This window comes from Streptomyces prunicolor (genome assembly GCF_045162825.1).
Taxonomy (GTDB): Bacteria; Actinomycetota; Actinomycetes; order Streptomycetales; family Streptomycetaceae; genus Streptomyces; species Streptomyces prunicolor.
The window spans coordinates 3,548,679-3,573,715 of record NZ_CP108676.1 but is presented as its reverse complement, the minus strand read 5'-3'; the positions used below and the strand labels follow the sequence as shown (position 1 = coordinate 3,573,715).

The following is a 25,037-nucleotide window of genomic DNA, read 5'->3' as shown; positions in this document are numbered from 1 at the left end:
GGAAAACGCGTCGCCCGTGCCCGTCTCGTCCGCTACGGTCGCGAGGTTGTTCTCATAGCTGGGAGGCCGTTGTGGCGTGTCGTATCGGTGAGTTGGTGCTCGGGTGTCGTGACCCCGAGGTGCTGGCGCGGTTCTGGTGCGAGGTTCTCGACTTCGTCGTGCTGGAGCGCGAGGAGGGGCAGTGGGCGGAGATCGGGACGCCGGAAGGGTTCGGTGGGCCGCATCCGACGCTTTTCTTCAGCCGCAGGGACGAGCCGGAGCCGGGGAAGCTGCGGCTGCACATCGACGTCAACCCCACCGACCGCGACCAGGACGCCGAGCTGGAGCGTCTGCTGGCGATCGGGGCACGCCCGGTCGACATCGGGCAGACGGGGGAGGAGCAGTGGCATGTCCTGGCCGACCCCGAAGGCAATGAGTTCTGCCTGCTCAAGGCCCGTATCAACCCGCTCTGACAGCTGACGCGGGCACCTGGCGGGCTCCCAGGTGACGGGAGCGGTGGGCCGGTACGTCGTGGGCGGCGGCCGGGCCCAGTGGTACGGCCGTACGGCCGCGATGCCGTCGGCGCCGTACGAGCACCGTCGGGCCAGCCACAGGCGGATCAAGTGCCCATGCGATGCACGCGCCCACCGAGTCCCTGCCCGGCTGGTCGGGTCGATAGCCGCGCAGCCGGTCGGCCGCGCCTGTGCGTCGGCTCGTTTTTCTCATCCGAACCTCCGTTGCCGTTGCCGTTGCCGTTTCCGGCCTGGGCAGGGGGCGGAAATGCCGTCGGTTCGTGGAATCTCGTCAAACCGGATCGGCGGTGCCGGTTTCGGTTTCCGAATTGGCTGTTCGAAGTGGCCGGAATAAGCGCCGGGACTGAAACGTGCGCCCCTGGTTCCCGCGTGCCCCCGGTTTCGTGGAACTCCCGAGCCGCTGCCGCTAAGCGTTGGCCATGGCCAACACCCTTGGTATGTACCGCAGTTGTGGTCGACAGACTCCTGCCGAGTGTAGGGGCGCAAGGGCGCCCCGGAGTTGAGAAGCGTGAAACTCGAAAAGGGAGGGGAGTCAGGTGTGGGCACACTGCTGGGAGGCGAAGGACACCTTGATGGAATTCCGGATTCGGGTGCGAGGAGAGCGATGAAGCCGCCTGTCGGATCGGTCGCCGTGGACACCCGTAACGGGAGAGTGGGCATCGTCATGGGGCACGAGGGGCCTTATGTTCAGCTGCGCCCGTACGGCGGCGGGCGGGAGTGGGACGTCGAGCCGGGCGCCGTACGCGACGCGACCCCGGCCGAGCGGCTGAGCGCGGCGACCGCGTACGCGAACGCCCGCAGTCGCGGTGAGGTGCCTTGAAGCGTCGTGGCGCCACAGGGCCGTAGGGGACAATGGGCGGCATGAGTCTGTTCCGCGACGACGGCATTGTGCTGCGCACCCAGAAGCTGGGTGAGGCGGACCGGATCATCACGCTGCTCACCCGGGGTCACGGGCGAGTGCGGGCCGTGGCGCGCGGGGTGCGGCGGACCAAGTCGAAGTTCGGCGCCCGGCTGGAACCCTTCTCCCATGTGGACGTGCAGTTCTTCGCGCGGGGCAGCGAACTCATCGGCCGCGGGCTGCCGTTGTGCACCCAGAGCGAGACCATCGCTCCGTACGGTGGCGGGATCGTCGCCGACTACGCGCGGTACACCGCCGGTACGGCGATGCTGGAGACGGCCGAGCGGTTCACCGATCACGAGGGCGAGCCCGCCGTACAGCAGTATCTGCTGCTCGTGGGCGGGCTGCGGACGCTGGCCGGTGCGGAGCACGCTCCGCATCTCATCCTCGACGCGTTCCTGCTGCGTTCGCTCGCCGTCAACGGCTATGCGCCAAGCTTCGGGGACTGCGCGAAGTGCGGGATGCCGGGACCGAACCGGTTCTTCTCCGTGGCGTCGGGTGGGGTCGTCTGCGCCGACTGCCGGGTGGCCGGGAGCGTCGTACCCTCACCGCAGGCCCTGGAACTCCTCGGTGCGCTGCTTACGGGAGACTGGGCGACGGCGGACGCGTGCGAGGCGCGGCATGTGCGGGAGGGCAGCGGGCTGGTGTCCGCCTATCTGCACTGGCATCTGGAACGTGGACTTCGTTCGCTGCGGTACGTGGAGAAGTCGTAGCAGGTCGTAGAGAAGCAGTCGGAAAGAGGAGACGAGAAGCACATGGCCGTACGCGGGATCCTGGGGCGCCAGCGGCGCGAGTACAAGGCGCCGGAGCCGCACCCGTCCGGGGCCACCGCGCCGAAGCTGCCCGGTGAGCTGATCCCGAAGCACGTGGCGATCGTCATGGATGGGAACGGGCGGTGGGCGAAGGAGCGGGGGCTGCCGCGCACCGAGGGCCACAAGGTCGGCGCCGAGCGGGTGTTGGACGTGCTCCAGGGCGGCGTCGAGATGGGGGTCGGCGCGATCTCGCTGTACGCCTTCTCCACCGAGAACTGGAAGCGGTCGCCCGACGAGGTGCGCTTCCTCATGAACTTCAACCGCGACTTCATCCGCAAGACCCGCGACACCCTCGACGAACTCGGCATCCGGGTGCGGTGGGTGGGCCGTATGCCCAAGCTGTGGCGCTCGGTCGCCAAGGAGCTCCAGATCGCGCAGGAGCAGACCAAGAACAACGACGCGCTCACGCTGTACTTCTGCATGAACTACGGCGGCCGGGCCGAAATCGCCGATGCGGCAAGGGCGTTGGCCGAGGATGTGAAGGCGGGTCGGCTCGACCCGGCCAAGGTCGACGAGAAGACCTTCGCCAAGTACATGTACTACCCGGACATGCCCGAGGTCGACCTCTTCCTGCGCCCCAGCGGCGAACAGCGCACCTCCAACTACCTGATCTGGCAGAGCGCTTACGCCGAGATGGTCTTCCAGGACGTGCTCTGGCCGGACTTCGACCGCCGTGACCTGTGGCGCGCGTGCGTCGAATTCGCCCAGCGGGACCGCCGGTTCGGCGGCGCGGTGCCGAACGAGAAGCTGCTCGCGATGGAGCAGGCGATGCGGGGGCGGCCCGAGGAGGGCTGACCACTACGGCTAGCATCCCGCCTCATGGACATGGGGCGGGATGACGTGACGGGGCGAGTGGTCGAGCTGGAGTACCGGCCGGTCGTCGAGGACTTCGCGGCGGCGCTGAGAGCGCGCAGGGGCCTCATCCCTTCGACGCGAAGACAACTCTGGCTGCTGGGGATCGGGGCCTTCTTCGCCGTGATGGCGATCGCGACCTCACTGGCCAAGGGCAGGTCGGTGCCGATCCCGCTGATCATCGGTGTGTGCGCCGTGGTGGTGGCCCTGGTGTTCCTGCCGCGGATCCAGGCGCGCCAGTTCCAGCGCCTCGCGGAGCGGCGGGGGGTGATCCGGGTGACCGTGACGGACGCCGGGGTGACCGTGGCCACCGACGACTCGTTCACCTCGCTCAACTGGACCGTGCAGCCTCGCTATCGGGAGACGGCGGACGGCTTCTATATGTTCAGCCCCGAGAAGAACGCTCTCAACTTCACGCTGCTGCCCAAGCGCGGTCTGCGGGACCCCGCCGACGTGGACCGGCTGCGGGCGATCCTCGACGCCCACCTGAGCCGGGTCTAGGGCCTCAGCCCGCCGCCGCGCACTCCGCGCACGTGCCGAAGATCTCCACCGTGTGCGCCACGTTCACGTACCCGTGCTCCGCCGCGATCGCCTCCGCCCACTTCTCCACAGCCGGGCCCTCCACCTCCACCGCCTTGCCGCAAACCCGGCACACCAGGTGGTGATGGTGGTCGCCCGTGGAGCAGCGGCGGTACACGGACTCGCCCTCGTCCGTGCGCAGGACGTCGACCTCACCCGCGTCGGCGAGGTTCTGGAGGGTGCGGTAGACCGTGGTCAGGCCCACCGAGTCACCCTTGTGCTTGAGCATGTCGTGGAGATCCTGGGCACTGCGGAACTCGTCGACCTCGTTGAGCGCCGCCGACACGGCGGCACGCTGGCGGGTGGAGCGTCCCTTTACGGGCGGACCGGCCGTCGTCACCGTTGCCTCCTCACGTCTGCACTGTGCCGAGCCATTGTGCCAGCCCGGGCTGTGCATGGTCAGACACCGACCTCGTCGGCGGCCCCCCGGGTGGCTGGAATCGCGCATTCCACCGGGTCCCCGGCCGGTCGCGCGGCGGCTGCGGCCCGGGCCCGGCGCCTCGCCAGCGGGGTCGCCAGCGCGGTCAGGGCGATGAACGCGGCGATCGTCAGGAGCACGATCGTCGCGCCGGGCGGGACGTTCTGGTAGTACGAGGTGACGGTGCCGCTGACCGTCACGGTCACGCCGATCGCGCCCGCGATCGCGAGGGTCGCGGCGAAACTGCGGGTGAGCTGCTGCGCGGCGGCGACCGGCACCACCATCAGCGCGGACACCAGGATCAGGCCCACGACCCGCATCGCGACGGTGACCGTGACGGCCGCGGTGACCGCCGTCAGCAGGTTCAGGGCGCGCACGGGCAGGCCGGTGACCCGCGCGAACTCCTCGTCGTGGTTCACGGCGAACAGCTGCCGCCGCAGCCCCAGCGTGACCACGATCACGAAGCCGGCGAGGATGCCGATCGCCGTCACGTCGGACTGCGAGACCGTCGAGAGGGAGCCGAAGAGGTACGAGCTCAGGTTGGCGTTCGAGCCGCCCGGCGCGAGGTTGACGAACATCACGCCGCCCGCCATGCCGCCGTAGAAGAGCATCGCGAGGGCGATGTCGCCGCGGGTCTTGCCGTACCAGCGGATCAGTTCCATGAGGACCGAGCCGAGGGCGGAGACGGCGGTGGCCATCCAGACCGGGGACGCGTTGAGGAGGAAGCCGAGGCCCACGCCGGTCATCGCGACGTGGCCGATGCCGTCGCCCATGAGGGGCTGGCGGCGCTGGACGAGGTAGATGCCGATCGCGGGGGCGGTGATGCCGACGAGGACGGCCGCGATGAGCGCCCGCTCCATGAAGGGGTAGTTGAGGATGTCCATCAGCTCAGCAGTCCCGTGCGGATCGGTTCGGCGTCCGCCGAGTGCGGGTGTACGTGGTCGTGGCCGGGCAGGGCGTGCTGGCCCAGGGCGCGCGGGGGCGGGCCGTCGTGCTGGACGCAGCCGTCGCGCAGGACGACCGCGCGGTCGATCAGCGGTTCCAGCGGGCCGAGTTCGTGCAGGACGAGCAACACCGTTGCGCCTTCGGTGACTTGGCGGGTCAGGGTGTCCGCCAGCACCTGCTGGCTGGCCAGGTCCACGCCCGCCATCGGCTCGTCCATGATGAGGAGTTCGGGTTCCGCGGCGAGCGCGCGGGCGATCAGCACCCGCTGGTGCTGGCCGCCGGAGAGCGCGTCGACGGAGTCCTTGGCGCGGTCCGCCATCCCGACCAGCTCCAGGGCGTGCCGTACGGCCTCGTGGTCCGCCTTGCGCAGCAGGCCGAAGCGGGCGCGGGAGAGGCGGCCGGACGCGACGATCTCGGTGACCGTGGCGGGCACCCCGCCCCCGGCCGTCGTGCGCTGCGGTACGTAACCCACGCGCCGCCAGTCGCGGAAGGCGCGGCGCGGGGTGCCGAACAGCTCGATCTCGCCCCCGCTGAGCGGGACTTGGCCGATGATCGTGCGGATCGCGGTCGACTTGCCGGAGCCGTTGGCGCCGAGCAGCGCGACCACCTCACCGCGGCGCACGGTGAGGTCGATGCCACGCAGGACGGGGCGCGAGCCCAGCTCGGCGCGGACTCCGCGCAGCGATATGACGGGCTCGGCCACTGTGTCCTCCGTACTGCTGTAGCTCACTTGGTTCCCAGGGCCGTCTGCAACGCCTTGAGGTTGGCCTGCTGGACCGAGAAGTAGTCCTTGCCGCGGGACTTCTTGGTGATGCCCTCGATCGGGTCGAGGACGTCCGTCTTCAGGTTCGCGTCGGCGGCGATGGTCTTCGCGGTCTTGTCGCTGACGAGCGTCTCGTAGAACACGGTGGTGACGCCGTCGGCCTTGGCCATCTTCTCAAGGTCCTTGACGCGCTTGGCACTTGGCTCCGACTCGGGGTCGAGGCCGTTGATGGCCTCCTCGGTGAGGCCGTAGCGCTCGGCGAGGTAGCCGAAGGCGGCGTGCGTGGTGATGAACACCTTGGTCTTCGTGTTCGCGAGGCCCGTCTTGAACTCGGTGTTGAGCGCGTCCAGCTTCTTGACCAGGGCCGCGGTGTTGGTCTTGTAGTCGGCCGCGTTCTTGGGGTCGGCCTTTTCGAAGGCCTTGCCGACGCCCTCGGCGACCTGGGCGTAGCGCACCGGGTCGAGCCAGATGTGGGGGTCGAGGCCGGCCAGTTCCTCGTTCTTCGAGGTGTCGTGCGTGGCCGCGTGGCCGCCGACCTCGTTGCCGTGCTTCTCCTCCGTGGTCAGGGAGGCCGCGTCGATCTTCGTCTTGACCTCGGACTGGCTCACCGCGTCGTCGACGGCGGGCTGGAGGTTCTTGAGGTAGAGCACCGCGTCGGACTCCCCGAGCGCGGCGGTCTGCTGCGCGCTGATCTCCAGGTCGTGCGGTTCCTGGCCGGGCTTCGTCAGGCTGGTGACGTGGACGTGGTCCCCGCCGATCTGCTCGGCGAGGTACTGGAGTGGGTAGAACGCCGCGACGACGTCGAACTTGTCCGTGTTGGCCGCGGACGCGGTGTCGGAGCAGGCGGAGAGGGTCCCGAGACCCAGGGCGGTGGCCGCGGCTATCGCGATCGCGGGTATTCCGGAGATGCGGCGTCGTCGTACGTTCATGACACTCATTTTCAACTGACATGGAAACCGTTGTCAACAAGCGCCGGGTGAGGAACCGATTTGATACGGGGGTAGGGCGCGCCGGTAACCTAAGTCATTCGCCCGCCCGTCTCCCGACCACCACCCCCCATCGAGGCGCTTCGCGCCGCCCCTCCTTACCGTCCATTCGTCATGAAGAGAGCATCGTGGCCGCCGACAAGATCGACACCATCGTCAGCCTGAGCAAGCGCCGTGGCTTCGTATTCCCCAGTAGTGAGATCTACGGTGGCCAGCGCGCCGCTTGGGACTACGGGCCCTTGGGTGTCGAGCTCAAGGAGAACCTGAAGCGCCAGTGGTGGCGCTACATGGTGACGTCGCGCGAGGACGTGGTCGGTATCGACTCGTCCGTGATCCTGGCCCCCGATGTCTGGGTCGCCTCCGGCCATGTCGCCACTTTCTCGGACCCGCTGACCGAGTGCACCTCGTGCCACAAGCGGTTCCGCGCGGACCACCTGGAGGAGGCGTACGAGGCCAAGCATGGCCGCGCCCCCGAGAAGGGCCTCGCCGACATCAACTGCCCCAACTGCGGCAACAAGGGCCAGTTCACCGAGCCCAAGGAGTTCTCCGGCCTGCTCTCCACCCACCTGGGCCCGACGCAGGACACCGGCTCCGTCGCCTATCTGCGCCCCGAGACCGCCCAGGGCATCTTCACCAACTTCGCCCAGGTGCAGACCGCTTCGCGCAAGAAGCCGCCGTTCGGCATCGCGCAGATGGGCAAGTCCTTCCGCAACGAGATCACGCCCGGCAACTTCATCTTCCGGACCCGCGAGTTCGAGCAGATGGAGATGGAGTTCTTCGTCAAGCCGGGCGAGGACGAGACGTGGCAGGAGTACTGGATGGAGCAGCGCTGGAACTGGTACACCGGCCTGGGCCTGCGCGAGGAGAACATGCGGTGGTACGACCACCCCAAGGAGAAGCTCTCCCACTACTCCAAGCGCACCGCTGACATCGAGTACCGCTTCCAGTTCGGCGGCAACGAGTGGGGCGAGCTGGAGGGTGTCGCCAACCGCACCGACTACGACCTGAACGCCCACTCCAAGGCCTCCGGCCAGGACCTCTCCTTCTTCGACCAGGAGGCCCAGGAGCGCTGGACGCCGTACGTCATCGAGCCCGCCGCCGGTGTCGGCCGCGCGATGCTGGCGTTCCTGCTCGACGCCTACGTCGAGGACGAAGCGCCCAACGCCAAGGGCAAGTTGGAGAAGCGCACGGTGCTCCGCCTGGACCACCGCCTCGCCCCGGTGAAGGTGGCCGTCCTCCCCCTTTCCCGCAACCCCGAGCTGTCCCCGAAGGCCAAGGGCCTTGCCGCCGCGCTCCGTCAGAACTGGAACATCGAGTTCGACGACGCGGGTGCGATCGGCCGCCGCTACCGCCGCCAGGACGAGATCGGTACGCCGTACTGCGTGACGGTCGACTTCGACACGCTTGAGGACAACGCGGTGACGGTGCGCGAGCGCGACTCCATGAAGCAGGAGCGGGTGTCTCTCGACCAGATCGAGGGCTACCTGGCCGGGCGTCTGGTTGGTGCCTAGGTCTGTCGGGGGCGCCGTCGCTGGGGGCTGCGCCCCCAGACCCTGCTTCGGCCCTGAAGGGGCCTCGTCCTCAAACGCCGGACGGGCTGAGATCGCCTGAACCGGCGCCTGGACAGTCGAACGCCGGACGGGCTGGAAATGCCCGTCCGGCGTTGGTGATTGGTCCCCGATGCCGGCGGCCCATTGGCCCTGCCGCGAGGCCTGCGGCGCCGCCAGTCTGGCCCCATGAGCCTCGCCTTTCTCCTCACCACACTCGTCGTGGTCGTCACCCCCGGCACCGGCGTCGTCTACGCCCTGGCCGCCGGTCTCTCCCGGGGGCGTCGCGCGAGCGTCCTCGCGGCCTTCGCCTGCACGCTGGGAATCGTGCCGCACGTGCTGGCCACCGTCGTCGGGCTGGCCGCGCTGCTGAACGCCAGTGCCGTCGCCTTCCAGGTGCTCAAGTACGCCGGTGTCGCCTATCTCCTCTACATGGCGTGGGCGACCGTGAAGGACAAGGCGGCGATCGATGTCGACCAGGACAGCGCGCCTCTGTCCGCCGGTCGCGTGATCGTCAGGGGCGTGCTGATCAACATCCTCAACCCGAAGCTGACGATCTTCTTCTTCGCCTTCCTGCCCCAGTTCGTGAGTCCCGATGAACCCCACTCCACCGTAAGGATGTTGGCGCTCAGCGGTGTCTTCATGCTGGCGACGTTCGTCGTCTTCGCCGCGTACGGCGTCCTCGCCGCCTCCGTCCGCAGCCACGTCACCTCACGGCCGAGGGTGATGACATGGCTGCGGCGGAGCTTCGCGGGGTCGTTCGTGGCGCTGGGGGCGAAGCTCGCCCTCACGGCCAGGTGAGTCTCAACGCCCTTGCAGGGACTTCACGTTGTCGCCGAACGTCCAGTTCTTGGAGCCGTCCCAGTTGATCGACCAGGTCATCAGGCCCTTGAGGGACGTGCCGTAGTGCTTCCACGCCTGGGAGACCAGGGACGGTGACATGTAGCCGCCGCCCGCGCCCGACTGGGCGGGCAGGCCCGGTACTTGCTTGTCGTAGGGGACCTTGATCGTCGTACCCTGCACGACCAGGCCCTTGTTGAGGCAGTCGGTCTGGGCGGTGAAGCCCGCGACGGTGCCGGCCGAGTACGAGTCGCCGGAGCAGCCGTACATGCTGCCGTTGTAGTACTGCATGTTGAGCCACCACAGGCGGCCGTTGTCCGCGTACTTCTTCACGATCGGGAGATACGCGCCCCAGATCGAGCCGTACGTGATGCTGCCGCCGGTGACGTACGCCGTCTCCGGGGCCATCGTCAGGCCGAAGCCGGCCGGCATCTGCGCGAGGATGCCGTCGATGATGCGGATCAAGTTGGCCTGGGATGTGGAGAGTTGGGTGATGCTTCCGCTGCCGACCAGGCCCGTCTCGATGTCTATGTCGATGCCGTCGAAGTTGTACTTCTTCAGGATCGGCACGATCGTCGAGACGAACTTGTCGGCGACCGTGGACGAGCTGAGGTCGATGCCCGCGGCGGCGCCGCCGATCGACATCAGGATCGTCTGGCCGGAGGCCTTCGCCGCGCACATCTCGGCCGGCGTTGCCACCTTCACGCCCGCGTCCATGCCGTCCTCCCACAGGGCCGTTCCGTCGGAACGGATGACCGGGAAGGCCGCGTTGATCACGTTGTAACCGTGGGTGGCGATCGCGGAGTTGGTGATCGGGGTCCAGCCGAAGGGCGGGTGGACGCCGTTGGCGGAGCCGTCCCAGTTCTCCCAGTAGCCCTGGAGGACCTTGCCGGCCGGGCGGGACTTCACGGCGCAGGTGTCGGCCGCGGACGCGGCCCCGGCGATGGGGAGTTGGGCGAGGCAGGCCGTCGTCAGGGCGGCGGCGAGCAGGCGCAGGGCATGGCGGAGCATACGGGCCTCCCGGTGGGGGTGCGGTGAGGTGTCGTAGGCATGACAGTGCGCGTGGTCCAGACCTTTCGTCAAGAGGTCTGTACCAGCCGACCGCGCTGACGGGCGCGGATCACGCTGACAAGTATGGAATGACAGATATTGAAATCTGTCAGCTGTCATGCCAAGGTGGCATGCATGACGATCCCCACGCGCACACTCGGAACCACCGGCCCCCAGGTCTCCGCCCTCGGCCTCGGCTGCATGGGCATGTCCGCGCTGTACGGCGTCGCCGACCGCACGGAGTCCATCGCCACCATCCACGCCGCCCTCGAAGCGGGCGTCACGCTCCTCGACACCGGCGACTTCTACGCCATGGGCCACAACGAGCTGCTGATCGGCGAGGCCCTGCGCACCGCCCCCGCCGCCCGCCGCGAACAGGCGCTCACCAGCGTGAAGTTCGGGGCGCTGCGCGGTCCTGACGGCGGCTGGAGCGGCTACGACGGCAGGCCCGCCGCGGTCAAGAACTTCGCCGCGTACTCGCTCCAGCGCCTCGGCGTCGACCACATCGACGTCTACCGGATCGCCCGGGTCGACGCCGGCGTACCGATCGAGGAGACGGTCGGCGCGATCGCCGAGCTGGTCGAGCAGGGCTACGTCCGGCACATCGGCCTCAGCGAGGTCGGCGCCGACACGATCCGCCGGGCCGCCGCGACCGCGCCGATCGCGGACGTACAGCTGGAGTACGCGCTGATCACGCGCGGCATCGAGGACCGGATCCTGCCCGTCACCCGCGAGTTGGGCATCTCCGTCACCGCGTACGGCGTGCTGTCCCGGGGACTGATCTCCGGGCACTTCACGACCGACCGGCAGCTCGGCGCGAGCGACTTCCGGGCGCACTCGCCGCGTTTCCAGGGCGAGAACCTCCAGCGCAACCTGACCCTGGTCGAGCAGTTGCGCAAGCTCGCCGAGCAGAAGGGCGTCTCCGTCGCCCAACTCGCCATCGCCTGGGTGCTGTCACGGGGCGAGGACATCGTCCCGCTGGTCGGCGCCCGCACCCGGGAGCGGCTGACCGAGTCGCTGGGCGCGCTGGACGTCGTACTGGACGCGGCGGACCTGGCGGCGATCGAGGCGGCCGTACCGGCGGACTCGGCGGTGGGTGACCGCTACCCGTCGGCGATGATGGCGCACCTCGACAGCGAGCACTGATCCCGCCTGCGGGTACGGTCTTCGTCATGGCACCGAGCGAGACCCTGACCGCCGAGCGCATCCTCGAAGCGACCGAGGAGGTGCTGCGCCGCCACGGCCCGGCGAAGGCCACCGTGGTGGACGTGGCCCGCGCGCTCGGCGTCAGCCATGGCACCGTCTACCGGCACTTCCGTACGAAGGCCACCCTGCGCGAGGCGGTCACCAAGCGCTGGCTGGACCGGACTTCGCAGACGTTGGCCCGTTTCGTGACGGGGGACCACGACCCGGAGACCCGGCTGCGGCACTGGCTGGCGGGGTTGTTCGAGGCCAAGCGGAAGAAGGCGGGCGGCGATCCCGAACTCTTCGCCACGTACTCGGTCCTCGCCGAGGAGGCGGGCGAGGCGGTCGGCGACCACATCGACGAACTCACCGGCCAGCTGACGGAGATCGTCCGCGCGGGCGTCGAGAGCGGTGCCTTCACGGTCGCCGACCCGGCCGTCGCGGCCCGCGCCGTCTTCCAGGCGACGGGCCGCTTCCACGACCCGTCCTACGCGCGGGAGTGGCTGAAGCCGGGCGTGGAGGGCGAGTTCGAGGCGATGGTGGAGCTGTTGCTGCGCGGACTGCGGGGCTGAGGATCAGCTGCTTGCCGTGCACCGCCAGAAGTCGCGCATCACCTTCGTCGGGGTCGGGTTCGCCATGCCCGCCTGGGTCAGCAGGATCGTGACCGTGCCGGTGGGCGGCACGATGTGGGCCGTGGTGCCGGTGCCGCCGACCCAGCCGTAGCGGCCGGGGACGTTCCACGGGTCGATCGGGGTGACGTCGACCTGGCCGCCGTAGCCCCAGCCCTGGCCCTCCAGGAAGAGGGTGGCGGCCTCGCGCTGGGCGGCCGTGAGGTGGTTCGTGGTCATACGGCTCACCGAGGTGGGGGTGAGGAGTTCCGGGCCGTCTCCCATGAGCATGCGGGCGAAGGCCAGCCAGTCGTCCGCCGTGGAGACCAGTCCGCCGCCGCCCGAGGGGAAGGCGGGGGTGCGGTTCCACTGGCCGTCCGGGGTGTCCGTCAGTTCCAGGCCGCCCGCCGGGGTGGGGCTGTAGTAGCTGGTGAAGCGCGACCGCTTCGACTCCGGGACCTCGAACGCCGTGTCCGTCATGCCGAGCGGTTCGAAGATCCGCTCGGCCAGGAACTCCGGGAGGGTGCGGCCCGACGCGCGCGCCACCAGCACACCTTGCAGGTCGGACGCCGTGCCGTACAGCCACGCCGCGCCCGGCTGGTGCAGGAGCGGGACCCTGGCCAGGTCCGCGACCCAGGTGTCCGGGTCCGGCCACGACTGGAGGAACCGGCCGTCCTTCTGCACCCCGAACAGCTGCTGCACCGCCGGGAGCGAGAAGTCCGACGGGAAGCCCCAGCCCGGGCGGGAGCTGAGCAGGTCCTCGACCGTGATCGGCCGGGCCGCCGGGACCAGGTCGTCGACGGGACTGGAAGGGGTGCGGACCGCCATCGGTTTCGCCAGTTCCGGCAGCCACTCGTCCACGGGGGAGTCGAGGCCGAGGACCCCGTCCTCCACCAGCATCAGCACCGCAGCCGCCGTGATCGGCTTCGTGATCGACGCGATCCGGAAGATCGAGTCCCGGGTCATCGGGGCCGTGCCCTCGGCGTCCACCGAGCCGACGGCCACCACCTCGACGGCGGCACCACGGGCCACCAGACCCACGGCGCCCGGGACCGCCCCGTCCTTGACCTGTTGGATCAGGGTCTCGCGCAGTTCGCTCATCGGTGGGCCTTCCGGTGCCGGTCGCGGTCGTAGTCGTCGTAGTCGTCTTAGTCGTGTCTACGGGATGTACGACCGGACCGGCGTCGGAAACTCATCGGTGCCCGGCGCCTACGCCGCCGACGGGTCCACCGTCGCCTGGTGCTCCTCGGCCAGGTGTTCCTCCGCCTTCAGCCAGGGCAGGAACTGCGCGTTCTTCTTCCAGCCGCAGGTGTCGCACACGATCGTGCGCTGCGCGCCCTTGCGCTGCACGCGGACGACATGTTCCCGCCCGTGCTGGTCCCAGCGGCTCACTTTGCTCGTGTTGATCTGCAACATGCGCCTCGCCTCCGTTCAGGAGTCTCCGGCACCGAGTGTGCAGCAAGACCAACATCAACAGGGTTCAATTCACGCCGAGTTGTCCAAGCTGTGAACATGACATCCGGCGTGACGTCCGGTGGGTCGGCTCGATCAGCCGATCGTGCGCGGCAGGCGCAGGCTGAGCAGCCCGGTCAGGACGACGCCCGCCAACTGCGCGAGCAGGGTGATCGCCAGGGCGTCGCGCATACCCATGCCCGGGATCAGCGACAGGAAGAGGGTGCCGAGCGTGGCCACGCCCAGCGCCAGCGCGGACTGCTGGGTGGTGACCATGACCCCGGCGCCCACACCGGCACGGGCGGCCGGGACCTCGGACAGGATGATCCGGAAGATGATGGGGAGTTGGAGCGCCTGACCGGCGCCGGCGACCGCCGCGCCCGGGAGCAGTTCGACGAACCCGAGGTGCGGCCAGGAGCGCCACACGGCCAGCACGATCAGGCCGAGCCCCACCGCCTGTATGACCGACCCCGCCGTCACGACCCGCGTGCCGTACCGGGCCACCAGGCGCGGCCCGGCGAGCGAGGCGAGGAAGAAGGTCACCGCCAGCGGGACGAGCGCGAGGCCCGCCGCGACCGGGCCGAGACCCGCGCCGCTCTGCAACGCCACCGCGATCACGAACATGAACCCGCTGAAGCCGATCGCGAACGGCAGGATCATCACCAGCCCGCGCCGCAGCGAGGTCAGCGCCAGCAGACTCGGCGGCACCAGCGGCGTACGGCCCTGCCGGTCGGCCCTGCGCTCCACGGCGTAGAAGGCCGACGCGAGCCCCGGGAACGCGGCCAGCGACAGCCACGTCCACAGCGGCCAGCCCGCCGCCCGGCCCTCGGTCAGCGGCACGAGCAGCGCCAGCAGGGACGCGGCGAGCAGGAAGGTGCCGGGCACGTCCACCGGTTCGGGGTGCTGGGAACGCGTCTCCGGTACGACCTTGGCGGCCAGGAACAGTCCGATGACGACGACCGGCACGTTCACCAGGAACACCGCGCGCCAGCCGGTACCGGCGATGTCGGCGGCGACCAGGATCCCGCCGAGGATCTGGCCGGCCACCATGGCGAGGCCGGCGGTCGCGCCGTACAGGCCCATCGCCTTGGCGCGGCGCGGGCCCTGGGTCGCGGACTGGATGGTGGCGAGGACCTGCGGGAGCATCGCCGCGGACGCCGCGCCCTGCGCGATCCGCGCGGCGACCAGCGTCCAGGCGGTGGGCGCGAGCCCGCACGCGAGCGAGGTGACGCCGAACGCGGCCATCCCGCCCAGGAACAGCCGACGGCGCCCGAACAGGTCGCCGAGCCGTCCGCCGAGGACGAGCAGCACGGCGTACGAGACTCCGTAGCCGGCGACGACGAGTTCGAGGACGGCCTCGCTCGCCGAGAGGTCCTTGCCGATGGTCGGCAGGGCCACGTTCACGATGAAGAAGTCGATGAGGGGCAGCGCCGCGGCCAGCAGCACCGTGAACAGTCCGAGGCCGCTGAGCACGGGTGCCGCCGCCGGGGATCTGACGGTGCGGGAAGCGATGGTTTCGGTCACGCTGACGAGCGTGCGCCTCCCGGGAGACTGGTACCAGAGTGTCCTTATCCTGGTAGCAGGACTACCTGGAAACAGGCTTCGTGCAGCGGCAGACTGGGGTGATGACGACGATGGCACAGGAGACGGTGACAGAGGCAGCGGTGACGGGGGCGGCGGTCGAGGCCGCAGGTGCGCCGCAGACTGCGTCGACGGTCCGGCGCCATGAACTCGCCGCGTTCCTGCGTCACCGCCGGGAGCACATCACCCCCGAGCAGGTCGGCCTGCCGCGCGGCACCCGGCGCCGCACTCCCGGCCTGCGCCGCGAGGAGGTCGCGCAGCTCGCCGCGGTCGGGGTCACCTGGTACACGTGGCTCGAACAGGCCCGGGACATCCAGGTCTCGGTACAGGTCCTCGACGCGCTGGCCCGGACCCTGTTCCTGGACAGCAGCGAACGCTCCCACCTCTTCCAGCTGGCCGGTGCGATCGACCCGCAACCGGCCACGAGCTGCGCGGTCGTCACACCCGCCCTACAGGCGATGCTCGACCAACTGGACCCGATCCCGGCCTGTCTGCAGAACAGCAGGTACGACATCCTCGCCTACAACCGCACCTACGGGATGCTGCTGTGCGACCTGGAAGCGGTGCCGCCCGAGGACCGCAACTGCATGATCCTCTCCTACACGCACGAGGAGTGGCAGTCGTCGATCGTGCACCTGGAGAAGAGCCAGCGCCTCATGGCCGCACGCTTCCGCGGCTCGATGGCCGACCACCTCGCCGACCCCACCTGGAAGACCCTCCTCAAGCGCCTGCGCAAGTCCCCCGAGTTCTGCGAGGTCTGGGATCGCCACGAGGTCATGGGCGCGAGCCCGCGCCGTAAGGAGTTCCGCAACACCCACGTGGGCCGCATCACGGTCGACCACACAGACCTGTGGCTGGGCCCGGCGAGGGGCCCGAGGATGGTGACGTACGCTCCCGCGGACGAGGAGTCGAGGGGACGCCTGGAGAAGCTGAACAAAATAGCGCAGGCAAGGTGAGATACGCAGGGGCGCGGGGCTGTATCTGATTTGCGGCTACCGCCGCGTGGGCGCGACCAGCCCCCACGCGCCTTCAGCCGCAAAACTAAGCGCTAATACCCGCAGCCTCGCGTACTTCAACAGACGACAACTTGTCAGCCGTACGTTCAGCAGTCCGCCGAGCCCAAGCCCCACTGGTAACCGCCCCCAGCACCAGCACCGCAAGCCCGCACGCCACCAAAATCCACCACCCCGGCCGAGCAGCAGACACAAACGTCTCCTTGTACGACGACGCCACCACCCCGGAAGCCAACACCGCCCCCACCACGGCAACCCCGAGCGTCTGCCCCAACTGCCGACTCGTGGACGCCACCGCCGCCGCAACCCCCGCCTGAGCCCGCGGCATCCCGGACACCGCCGTGTTGGTGATCGGCGCGTTCACAAACCCGAACCCGATCCCGAACAGCGCGTACCCGATGAACCGCGAGACGCTCGACGTCTCCGCCTCGAACCCCGCGAACAGCACCGCACTCGCCGTCATCGCGGTCCCCGCGATCAGCAGGGATATGCGCGGCCCCCGACTACCGACCAGCCGCCCCGAGATCGGCGCGCACAGGAACGTGGGCACGGCCATCGGCAGCATCCACAGACCGGCGTGCAGCGCGTCGAGCCCCACCACGTTCTGCAGATACAGCGTGGACAGGAACAGGAAGCCGCCCAGCGCCGAGAACGCGCTGATCGCGATCACCGTCGCCCCACTGAACGGCGCCGAACGGAAGAACCGCAGGTCGATGAGGGGTTCGTCGCGCCGCGGCTCGTACCAGAGGAGCCCGGCGAGGGCGGCCAGCGCGAGGATCGCGAAGGGCAGGATCGAGGTGAACCCGGACTCCGGCGCCTCGATGATCGCGTACGTCAGGGAGCCGAACAGGGCGATCACCATGAGCTGGCCGACCGGGTCGGCACGGCGGGCCTTGGGCGCGCGGGACTCGGGGATGAACTTCAGCGTGAGCAGCAGCGCGGCCAGGCCCACCGGCAGGTTGATCCAGAAGATCGAGCGCCAGCCGACCGAGTCCACGAGCAGCCCGCCGATCAGCGGCCCGGCGGCCATCGATATGCCGACGACCGCGCCCCACACACCGATCGCCCGGGCGCGCTCGCGCGGCTCGGTGAAGGTGTTGGTGATGATCGACATGGCGACGGGGTTGAGCATCGAGCCGCCGACCGCCTGGATCATGCGGAACCAGATCAGCGCGTCCAGATCGGGTGCGAGGGAGCAGAGCAGTGAGCCGAGGCTGAAGACCACCAGGCCGGCGATGAAGACCCGCTTGCGGCCGATGCGGTCGGCGGTGGAACCCGCCAGCATCAGCAGGGAGGCCAGGACCAGGGTGTACGCGTCGATCGTCCACTGCAGACCGGAGGTCGAGGCGTGCAGATCGGTCTGCATCGCGGGCAGTGCGACGTTCAGGATGGTCACGTCCAGGCTCACGATCAGCAGGCTCATGCAGCAGATCGCGAGCACCAGCTGTCGGCGGCGGTGGCTGAGCTCGGGCATGCGCACCATCGTACGCCAAACTCGATAGTGCGGCTAACTAATTACCGATACATGATCCTGGGCGGGGCGAGGGCACCGGGTGGGGTCGGGCACCGGGAGCGGTGCGGGACAATGGAGCAATGTCCACGCCCGTCTCCGCGCCTGTCTCCCCGCCCGCGTCCCCGGCTGCGACCCCGCCTGTGACTCCTTTGCAGGTCGGCCCGCACACCGTCGCGCCGCCCGTCGTCCTGGCCCCCATGGCCGGGATCACCAACGCGCCCTTCCGCACCCTGTGCCGGGAGTTCAGCGGCGGCAAGGGTCTGTTCGTGAGCGAGATGATCACGACCCGGGCGCTGGTCGAGCGCAACGACAAGACCATGCAGCTGATCCGTTTCGACGAGACCGAGAAGCCTCGCTCGATCCAGCTGTACGGCGTCGACCCCGCGACCGTCGGCAAGGCCGTCCGCATGATCGCGGAGGAGGGGCTCGCCGACCACATCGACCTCAACTTCGGCTGCCCCGTGCCGAAGGTCACCCGCAAGGGCGGCGGCTCCGCGCTGCCGTACAAGCGGAACCTGCTGCGGGCGATCCTGAAGGAGGCCGTCAGCGGGGCCGGTGACCTGCCCGTCACGATGAAGATGCGCAAGGGCATCGACGACGACCACATCACCTTCCTCGACGCCGGCCGCATCGCTGTCGAGGAAGGCATCACGTCCATCGCGCTGCACGGGCGCACGGCCGCCCAGCACTACGGCGGTACGGCGGACTGGGACGCGATCGCGCGGCTGAAGGAGCATGTGCCGGAGATCCCCGTGCTCGGCAACGGCGACATCTGGTCCGCGCAGGACGCGCTGCGGATGGTGCGGGAGACCGGGTGCGACGGGGTCGTGGTCGGGCGCGGGTGCCTCGGGCGGCCGTGGCTGTTCGCCGACCTTGTGGCGGCCTTCGAGGGGCGTGAACAGGACGTCCTGGAGCCGTCGTTGCGCGAGGTCGCCGATGTCATGGTGCGGCACGCGACCCTGCTCGGTGAGTGGATCGGGGACGAGGCGCGCGGTGTCATCGACTTCCGCAAGCACGTCGCCTGGTACCTGAAGGGCTTCGCGGTCGGGAGCGAGATGCGCAAGCGCCTCGCGATCACGTCCTCGCTGGAGGAACTTCGGTCCGGGCTCGACGAGTTGAACCTCGACCAGCCCTGGCCGGTGGGCGCGGACGGGCCCCGCGGCCGTACGTCCGGCAACAACCGGGTGGTGTTGCCGGACGGTTGGCTGAAGGACCCGTACGACTGCGCGGGGATCGGCGAGGACGCGGAATTGGACACGTCCGGGGGCTGAACCCCCGGCCCTGGGTTGTCAGTTCGTCTTCGGGTGGGGCGTCGAGCCGTACGCCGTGAGGAACTTGTCGCGGAAGGCGCTCATCTTCCACACCGGGGCGTCGTGCGCGGGGCGCAGGCCGTCGGTCCAGTTCCAACTGTCGACCTTCGCAAGGACCTTGGGGTCCTTGGCGACGATCGAGATCGGGACGTCACGGCTGGCGTGGCTGCCGCTGACCCGGGCGATCGGCTGGTGGTCGCCGAGGAAGACGAGCACGGTGTTGTCGTTGCCGTAGCGCTCCAGCCACTGGGTGAGGGAGTTCACCGAGTACTGGATCGACTTGCCGTACTCCTCACGGGACTTGGTGGAGTCGGCGATGACGTCGGACGCCTTGTTGCCGGCCTTCTGGATCGCGTCGAAGATCGAACCGTTGCCCAACTGGTCCCACGGGACCATCTTCGGGATCGGCGCCCAGGGCTGGTGGCTGGAGGTCAGGATCAGCAGCGACATCAGCGCCTTGCCGTCGGTGCGCGGCTTGCTGTGGACCTGCTTCTGGAACTGCTCCAGCGCGTACTGGTCGGGCATCGTCGACCAGCTGAACTTCGGTCCCTGGTAGCCGAGTTGGAAGGCGTTGTAGACCTTGTCGAGGCCGTAGAAGCTCTGCTCGGGCCAGCCCTTCTGGATGCCCGGCATCACGCCGACGGTGTCGTAGTCGCCGGTCTTCTTGAAGGCGTCGGTCAGGCTCAGGTGGTCGCTGGCCATCACCGTGCGGTAGCGCTGCTGGTTGTTGACCCACAGGCCCGACATGGTGGTGGAGTGGCCGAGCCAGCTGCTGCCGCCGTACGTCGCCGAGGTCAGCCAGCCGCTCTTCGCGGCGAAGCCCGCCTTCGACAGGGCCTTGGTGTCGGCGGCGAGGGTCGAGTCGACGCCGGGCGCCATGATCGGGTCCTCGATCGCGCTACGGCCGTAGCTCTCGATGAAGGTGAAGATCATGTCCTTGCCGCGCAGGTCCGGGAGGAGCTGGCTGCCCGGGGTGTTGCCGAAGGCGTCGACCTTGGCGACCTTCTGGAACTCGGCCTCGTCGCGCAGGGTGTTGCGGATCGCCACGGTCCTGAGCTTGACGACCGCGGCGGCGTGGTCGGCGGCGAGCGGCACGCCGGAGAGCTGGAGGCCGAACGCCGTGCAGGTGATCCAGACGGTACCGGCGATCAGCGCGCCCCGGGACGAGCCGGCCTTGTGCGCGGCGAGCAGGTTCCCGAGCCGGACCGTGGCCAGGGCGACCAGGACGATCAGCAGCAGGACGAAGAGGATCAGGCCGACGGTGATGCCGGAGGTGGCCGCTCCGCCGAGCGTGTCCTTGAGATAGCTCTGGGCGTCGCCGAACAGGCTCCAGTCCAGGATGACGTTGAAGCCCCGGCCCAGGTATTCGTTGAACCCCATGTCGAGCATGTTCAGGATCGCCACGACGGCGGCGAGAGCACCGGAGAACGCCGCCAGCACGATCCGCGGCCGCCGCGGCAGGCTGACCAGCACGACAGCCCCCAGGATCGCCTCCGCCGGAAGCCGCATGAACTGGGTCGGCTTCAGGCTGTTCAACGTCGTCGGCATCTGCAGACAGACGTAGACGAGAACGGCGGCGAGGACGGTAAGCGTCCAGGAGAGCACGCGAGCGGCGACGGGATGCTTCTCCCGCCAGGCCTGTATCCGGCGGCGCAACCCGAGCCGGCTGCTCCAGGAACGGGGGGCGGGGCGAGTGGGGCGGGGGGTGGTACCGGAGGAGGGATCGGCGACTGCGTCGGCGTCGCCTTCAGGTTCGGCGTCGGCTTCCGTGTCCGGGGCGGACGCGGCGGTCTCCTCGGAGGGCTCGGAGGCCTCGGCGCCGGGGGCTGGGGAGTCTGCGGCCCCGGTGTCGGCGGCGTCCGTGTGGTCAGCCGTCCCGGGCTCCGCGGTGTCGGACGCGGCCTTCGCCGAAGCGGCGGACGGAGTTTCTACGGCCCGGTCGGAGGCGGTGTTCTCGGCCTGCTCGGCCTTTGCGGCGGAGGGAGAAGCACCGGCCTCGGAGCCAGGGGCTTGGGAGCCTGCGGCCGCGGTGTCGGTGGGCTCGGCTTCGTCAGCGGCCTTCGACGGGGCTTCGGACGTGGCTTCTACGGCTCGCTCGGACGCGGTGTGCCCGGCGCGCTCGGTCTCGGCGGTGGGAGAAGCGCCGTCGGCCTCAGTGTCGGCGTCCGCGGCGGAACCGGTCTCGGACCCGGCCTTGCTCTCGGACCCGGCCCCGCTCTCCGCGCTCGCGGGCACGTCGGCTTCCGCTTCCGTGACCCCGGCGAGGGCGGCCTCGGTGTCGTCGGCGACCCCGGCGGTACCGGTCCCGCCCCGCTTCTCCGCAGCTGCCGAAGGCTCGCTCGGCTCGGCCGGCTCGACCTCACCCGAGTCCGAGCCGGCCGCGGAAATCCCCGCTCCGGCAACGGAGTTGGCCTCGGTGTCCGCGGAACCGCCGGAGGCCTCGGCTGCCCCGGCCGTGTTCGGTGTCTTGCGCGTGCTCGTGTGCTGAGGCAACCCGAAGGTCCTTCCGTGCGAGGCCCGTGATCGGAGTGGAGGGGCGGTCCGACTGGGGAGGCAGGACCGCCGCTCTTCCGTACGAGTTGCCTCGGGCCCCTGTTCACGGAACTGGGCAAACACCCGGCAAACGGCTTATCACCGTTGCGTCACGCGCCCCCTACCGCCGTGAGCAGCGCCAATGGAGCAGCCGCCGAACGGGACTCCCGTACGCACGCGTGCGGGTACGGAACCGGCTCCGGGTGGGTGTCGCGGCCGTAGCCCGCGAGGACCTCCGGGAGGCGGTGGCCGGTCGCCGTCGCCGCGTCGACCAGCGCGTGCGCGACCGTGCGGGCCTCGTCGTGCAGGCCGTAGCGGGCCAGGCCCAGCGTGATCAGCGCGTTGTCGTGCGGCCAGACCGAACCCCGGTGGTACGAGAGAGGGTGGTACGCCGCTTGGCCCGAGGCCAGGGTGCGGACTCCCCAGCCCGAGAAGAAGTCCGGGGCCAGCAGCCTGCGGCCGACCAGCTCGCCGTACTCCTTGTCGAGGAGACCGGACCAGAGCAGGTGGCCCGCGTCCGACGCCAGCGCGTCCACCTGGCGGCCCTCGCCGTCCAGCGCCAGCGCCGGGAAGGAGTGCTCCCGCATCCAGAAGTCCCGCTGGAAACGGTCCCGGAGGTCGGACGCCGCCTGTTCCAGGAGGGCCGCGTACGTCTCGTCCTCCCATACCGTGCGGGCGAGTTGGGCCGTGCGGCGCAGCGCGTCGTACGCGTACCCCTGCGCCCCCGCCGCCATCACCGGACCGCTCGCCCGCGTGCCGTCGGCGCCGCAGATCGCGCCGGGGGAGTCCTTCCAGTTCTGGTTGGCCAGGCCGCCCTGGTCCGCGCGGTACACCAGGTAGCCGCGCGAGGTCAGACCGCCGTGATCCAGCATCCAGCCGATCGCCGCACGGGCGTTGGGCTCCAGGCGCCGGGCCAGGGTCACGTCGCCGGTCTGCTCCACATACGCGCCGAGCAGCACCAGGAACAGCGGCGTCGCGTCCACCGAGCCGTAGTAACGCCCGTACGGCACCTGCCCGAAGTGCGCCAACTCGCCGTGCCGCACCTCGTGCACGATCTTGCCGGGCTGCGACACCGACTCCGCGCCCACCGCCGTCGCCTGCGTCGCGGCGAGCGCCGGCAGTGTGGCGGCGGCGAGTTGGGGACGGTACGGGAGCGCGAAGAGGGACGTGAGGAGCGCGTCCCGGCCCAGCAGGGTCAGGAACCACGGTGCCCCCGCCGCCGGTACGCGCAGTTCCTCGCCGTCGGGACCCGTCGCCGGGACCTGGAGCGAGGCCAGGTCCGACAGGCCCCGGGCGCAGGCCGCCGCCAACTCCGGCCAGCCGGTGGGGAAGGAGACGCCCTGGACGTACTCGCCCTCCAGCGCGATGAGTTGGTCGTTCAGGGCGGACGGTGAGCGCGGTACCCGCCGGGCGCGCTTGTCGCCGTGCGGGCGGGCCATCACGCGGAGCGCCAACTCGGCGGTGCCGTGCGGCTCCAGGTCCAGGGTCCACACCATGCGGCGGGCGCCGGTGCCGGTCTCCTCGACGCCGTCGGGGGCGGGCTCGGCCGTGACCGTCGTACAAGAACGCCATTCGCCGCGCTGGTAGGCGAACTCGACGCCGTCCTCCAGGACTTGGCGGGAGCGGGTGGCGCCGATCTTCGCGTACGTGCGGTAGTCGGAGCGCAGTTCGAACTGGTCGGTGAAGTCGGCGTCCGCGGTGACCGCGAGCCGGACCGTCGTCGGCACCGGACGGTTGCTGGTCACCTTCAGCGATTCGACGAACGAGCCGTCACCGACGGCCTGTTCACGGAAGAGCGTGTGCGCGGGCGGCTCCTGGCGGCCGCCGCGCGGGACGAGGACACAGCGCGCCATGTCCCCGTCGGCCACCGGCGTCAGAGCCTCCGGCACCGCGCCGTCGACCGTCAACTGCCAACGGCTCAGATGCCGCGCGTCCCTCACGAATAACCCGTCCGGGGAACTGCCGCCCCGTACGCCGCTGATGTCCCCGCCGTCGCCCACGGCTGCGAACGTCCCGCCGTGCACGAGCAGATGATGCCGGTCCGTCATCCCCGGTCCCCTCCCTTGACTCTTCTGGCGACCTTGACTTCTGTGTCACTGACGTCCGTGTCAGTCACGTGTGTCACTCATGTCGAACGTGCCGAGGACCGTGCCGGACACGCCGTGCCCGGGGCGCTCGTGGAGCAGATCGAGGGTCAGCGCGGCGGTCCAGCTGAAGCCGGTCGCGCCGCACGCCTCGCCGTCGTACGGGTCGACGTACTCGGCGAAGTCGGTGGCGGCGGCGGTCTCCAGGACCGCCTCGCGCAACGCGTCCGCCCGCGCCCGCTCGCCGTGCAGTCGCAGGCCGCGCTCCAGCAGCCAGCTCGTGTTGAACCAGGCCGGCCCGCGCCAGTACCGGTGCGGATCGAACGCCTCGCCCAACAGGTCGTAACTGGGCGGGAGTTCGGTGGTGTCGCCGAGCCCGAAGTGCGGGCCGGACGCCGTACGGACGAGGGCGCTGCTGATGTCCCGGGGCAGGTCGGGGAGGAGGAGCGGGATCAGCCCGGAGACACTGCGCTCGGGGATCAGCCCTTCCCCCCTTACGTCCCGGCAGAAGAACATGCCCTCCGTCGGGTCCCACAGCCGCTCGATCAGCACCCCCGTCAACCGCTCCGCGCGTGCGTGCCGGGCCGTGCCCGTCGCGCCCAACTCCCGGGCGATACGGGCCAGTGCGTGCTCGGAGGCGATGAGCAGGGCGTTGAAGGACGGGTCCTCCACCGCGAACTCGCTTGCCCCGTCGGCGTATTCGCCGTCCCGGTAGTCCGTCGCGAGGCGCACGTAACGGCCGTAGTCGAGGTCCGTAGGCCGGTCCTCGGCGGCCCCGTGGTCGAGGTCGGCGCGGCGGAAGGAGCGGGCCGGGGCCGGCGTGATCCGGCCCAACGGGGCATCCCAGCAAGGGCTGTTGTCCATACCCTGTTCCCAGGGATGCACGACGGACGCGAGTCCGCCCCCGCCCAAGTCCCGCCGGTGCAGCAGATAGCGGTGCCAGGCGGCCAGCCGGGGGTAGACACCGGCGAGGAAGCCACGCGCGCGGGAGAGGCCCGGGTCCGCGCAGTGGACCAGCCAGGCGGCGAGCGCGTGGACCGGTGGCTGCACGATGCCCGAGGTCTGTACGGTGCGCGGGGCGCCCGCGGTGCGTCCCGCGGTCGAGGAGCGCCAGAAGTCGGGGCTCGGGAAGTACGCGTCGAGCGGTACGGAGGGGTTGAAGACGATGTGCGGGATACGGCCGTCGCCCCACTGGGCGGCGAGCAGCGTCTCCAGCTCCGTCTGCGCCCGCAGCGGCGAGAGGTGCCGCAGACCGATGGCGATGAACGCGGAGTCCCAGGACCACTGGTGCGGATACAGACCGCGGGAGGGGACGGTTGAGGCACCCGTCCAGTTCCCTTCCAGTACGGCAGCTGCCCTGAGATGCAGCGAACCTGACAAGGGTGGCGGATCGTATACGAAGGTGCGTTCCACGGGGAGGGCTGTGAGCTGGGCAGTGCGATCCACTCGGGACTCCACGAAACACATCGTGCCGACCGGTTCGGTCATGGCTACCGTAGGGTTACGTCTATTTAACACGCAAAACTCAATATGTAATGCAGGGTTGAGAAACACAAG

The 25,037-nt window shown here is 69.7% G+C and carries 23 protein-coding genes; 11 read left to right on the top strand and 12 right to left on the bottom strand.

Going from position 1 to position 25,037, the window contains the following annotated elements:
- Nucleotides 1–71: 71 nt before the first annotated feature.
- The 5 genes from OG588_RS16000 to OG588_RS15980 all read left to right on the top strand — a co-directional run bounded on the left by OG588_RS16000 (nucleotide 72) and on the right by OG588_RS15980 (nucleotide 3,575).
- Nucleotides 72–452, top strand: coding sequence for a VOC family protein (locus tag OG588_RS16000; RefSeq protein ID WP_405947879.1), 381 nt, complete (start codon nucleotides 72–74; stop codon nucleotides 450–452).
- Between the two features lie 664 nt (nucleotides 453–1,116).
- Nucleotides 1,117–1,332 carry a hypothetical protein gene (locus OG588_RS15995; protein ID WP_019064131.1) on the top strand — a complete coding sequence of 72 codons (216 nt, stop codon included), beginning with the start codon at nucleotides 1,117–1,119 and terminating at the stop codon, nucleotides 1,330–1,332.
- 41 nt (nucleotides 1,333–1,373) lie between these two features.
- Entirely contained in the window at nucleotides 1,374–2,123 is a 750-nt protein-coding gene (recO, locus tag OG588_RS15990; protein WP_405947878.1) for a DNA repair protein RecO, read from the top strand.
- A 42-nt stretch (nucleotides 2,124–2,165) separates the two neighbouring features.
- Entirely contained in the window at nucleotides 2,166–3,017 is an 852-nt protein-coding gene (locus tag OG588_RS15985) for an isoprenyl transferase (protein WP_405947877.1), read from the top strand.
- A gap of 24 nt (nucleotides 3,018–3,041) precedes the next feature.
- On the top strand, nucleotides 3,042–3,575 hold the full coding sequence (locus OG588_RS15980) for a YcxB family protein (RefSeq protein WP_405947876.1): 534 nt from the start codon (nucleotides 3,042–3,044) through the stop codon (nucleotides 3,573–3,575).
- 4 nt (nucleotides 3,576–3,579) lie between these two features.
- Here OG588_RS15980 and OG588_RS15975 read toward each other — a convergent pair whose 3' ends face one another.
- The 4 genes from OG588_RS15975 to OG588_RS15960 are packed head-to-tail and all read right to left on the bottom strand — an operon-like array spanning nucleotide 3,580 to nucleotide 6,708.
- Entirely contained in the window at nucleotides 3,580–3,993 is a 414-nt protein-coding gene (locus tag OG588_RS15975; protein ID WP_405947875.1) for a Fur family transcriptional regulator, read from the bottom strand.
- Between the two features lie 59 nt (nucleotides 3,994–4,052).
- Nucleotides 4,053–4,955 carry a metal ABC transporter permease gene (locus OG588_RS15970; RefSeq protein WP_405947874.1) on the bottom strand — a complete coding sequence of 301 codons (903 nt, stop codon included), beginning with the start codon at nucleotides 4,953–4,955 and terminating at the stop codon, nucleotides 4,053–4,055.
- Nucleotides 4,955–5,719 (bottom strand): metal ABC transporter ATP-binding protein, encoded by a 765-nt coding sequence (locus OG588_RS15965; RefSeq protein WP_405947873.1) that lies wholly within the window; start codon nucleotides 5,717–5,719, stop codon nucleotides 4,955–4,957. The genes OG588_RS15970 and OG588_RS15965 overlap by 1 nt, the downstream gene beginning before the upstream one ends.
- 23 nt (nucleotides 5,720–5,742) lie before the next feature.
- On the bottom strand, nucleotides 5,743–6,708 hold the full coding sequence (locus OG588_RS15960; protein WP_405947872.1) for a metal ABC transporter substrate-binding protein: 966 nt from the start codon (nucleotides 6,706–6,708) through the stop codon (nucleotides 5,743–5,745).
- A 185-nt stretch (nucleotides 6,709–6,893) separates the two neighbouring features.
- Between OG588_RS15960 and OG588_RS15955 the strand changes: the two genes are divergently transcribed.
- Together OG588_RS15955 and OG588_RS15950 are read left to right on the top strand one after the other, a co-directional pair.
- Nucleotides 6,894–8,276: a glycine--tRNA ligase gene (locus tag OG588_RS15955; RefSeq protein ID WP_405947871.1), complete on the top strand. Its 1,383-nt coding sequence runs from the start codon at nucleotides 6,894–6,896 to the stop codon at nucleotides 8,274–8,276.
- Nucleotides 8,277–8,501: 225 nt separating this feature from the next.
- Complete coding sequence (locus tag OG588_RS15950) at nucleotides 8,502–9,113, top strand: LysE family translocator (protein ID WP_405947870.1); 612 nt, start codon at nucleotides 8,502–8,504, stop codon at nucleotides 9,111–9,113.
- A gap of 3 nt (nucleotides 9,114–9,116) precedes the next feature.
- Here the strand turns inward: OG588_RS15950 and OG588_RS15945 are convergent, their stop codons facing one another.
- Nucleotides 9,117–10,163: a chitinase gene (locus OG588_RS15945; RefSeq protein ID WP_405947869.1), complete on the bottom strand. Its 1,047-nt coding sequence runs from the start codon at nucleotides 10,161–10,163 to the stop codon at nucleotides 9,117–9,119.
- A gap of 174 nt (nucleotides 10,164–10,337) precedes the next feature.
- On the opposite strand from OG588_RS15945, the gene OG588_RS15940 reads away from it, so the two are divergent.
- Nucleotides 10,338–11,348 carry an aldo/keto reductase gene (locus OG588_RS15940; protein ID WP_405947868.1) on the top strand — a complete coding sequence of 337 codons (1,011 nt, stop codon included), beginning with the start codon at nucleotides 10,338–10,340 and terminating at the stop codon, nucleotides 11,346–11,348.
- Nucleotides 11,349–11,374: 26 nt separating this feature from the next.
- Nucleotides 11,375–11,959 (top strand): TetR family transcriptional regulator, encoded by a 585-nt coding sequence (locus OG588_RS15935; protein ID WP_405947867.1) that lies wholly within the window; start codon nucleotides 11,375–11,377, stop codon nucleotides 11,957–11,959.
- Nucleotides 11,960–11,962: 3 nt separating this feature from the next.
- Here OG588_RS15935 and OG588_RS15930 read toward each other — a convergent pair whose 3' ends face one another.
- The 3 genes from OG588_RS15930 to OG588_RS15920 form a co-directional block, all read right to left on the bottom strand.
- On the bottom strand, nucleotides 11,963–13,096 hold the full coding sequence (locus OG588_RS15930; protein WP_405947866.1) for a serine hydrolase domain-containing protein: 1,134 nt from the start codon (nucleotides 13,094–13,096) through the stop codon (nucleotides 11,963–11,965).
- Nucleotides 13,097–13,204: 108 nt separating this feature from the next.
- On the bottom strand, nucleotides 13,205–13,411 hold the full coding sequence (locus tag OG588_RS15925) for a hypothetical protein (protein ID WP_405947865.1): 207 nt from the start codon (nucleotides 13,409–13,411) through the stop codon (nucleotides 13,205–13,207).
- Nucleotides 13,412–13,543: 132 nt separating this feature from the next.
- Complete coding sequence (locus OG588_RS15920; protein WP_405947864.1) at nucleotides 13,544–14,971, bottom strand: MFS transporter; 1,428 nt, start codon at nucleotides 14,969–14,971, stop codon at nucleotides 13,544–13,546.
- Between the two features lie 101 nt (nucleotides 14,972–15,072).
- Here OG588_RS15920 and OG588_RS15915 point away from each other — a divergent pair, with 101 nt between their 5' ends.
- On the top strand, nucleotides 15,073–15,984 hold the full coding sequence (locus OG588_RS15915; RefSeq protein ID WP_405947863.1) for a helix-turn-helix transcriptional regulator: 912 nt from the start codon (nucleotides 15,073–15,075) through the stop codon (nucleotides 15,982–15,984).
- 85 nt (nucleotides 15,985–16,069) lie between these two features.
- Here OG588_RS15915 and OG588_RS15910 read toward each other — a convergent pair whose 3' ends face one another.
- Nucleotides 16,070–17,515, bottom strand: coding sequence for an MFS transporter (locus OG588_RS15910; protein WP_405947862.1), 1,446 nt, complete (start codon nucleotides 17,513–17,515; stop codon nucleotides 16,070–16,072).
- 119 nt (nucleotides 17,516–17,634) lie between these two features.
- Here OG588_RS15910 and dusB point away from each other — a divergent pair, with 119 nt between their 5' ends.
- Nucleotides 17,635–18,825, top strand: coding sequence for a tRNA dihydrouridine synthase DusB (dusB, locus tag OG588_RS15905; RefSeq protein ID WP_405947861.1), 1,191 nt, complete (start codon nucleotides 17,635–17,637; stop codon nucleotides 18,823–18,825).
- A gap of 18 nt (nucleotides 18,826–18,843) precedes the next feature.
- Here the strand turns inward: dusB and OG588_RS15900 are convergent, their stop codons facing one another.
- The 3 genes from OG588_RS15900 to OG588_RS15890 form a co-directional block, all read right to left on the bottom strand.
- Nucleotides 18,844–21,357 (bottom strand): sulfatase-like hydrolase/transferase, encoded by a 2,514-nt coding sequence (locus OG588_RS15900; RefSeq protein ID WP_405947860.1) that lies wholly within the window; start codon nucleotides 21,355–21,357, stop codon nucleotides 18,844–18,846.
- A gap of 149 nt (nucleotides 21,358–21,506) precedes the next feature.
- Nucleotides 21,507–23,444, bottom strand: coding sequence for a glycogen debranching N-terminal domain-containing protein (locus OG588_RS15895; protein ID WP_405947859.1), 1,938 nt, complete (start codon nucleotides 23,442–23,444; stop codon nucleotides 21,507–21,509).
- Nucleotides 23,445–23,504: 60 nt separating this feature from the next.
- A complete protein-coding gene (locus OG588_RS15890; RefSeq protein WP_405947858.1) occupies nucleotides 23,505–24,926 on the bottom strand; it encodes an MGH1-like glycoside hydrolase domain-containing protein in 1,422 nt (473 codons plus the stop codon).
- Between the last annotated feature and the right edge of the window lie 111 nt (nucleotides 24,927–25,037).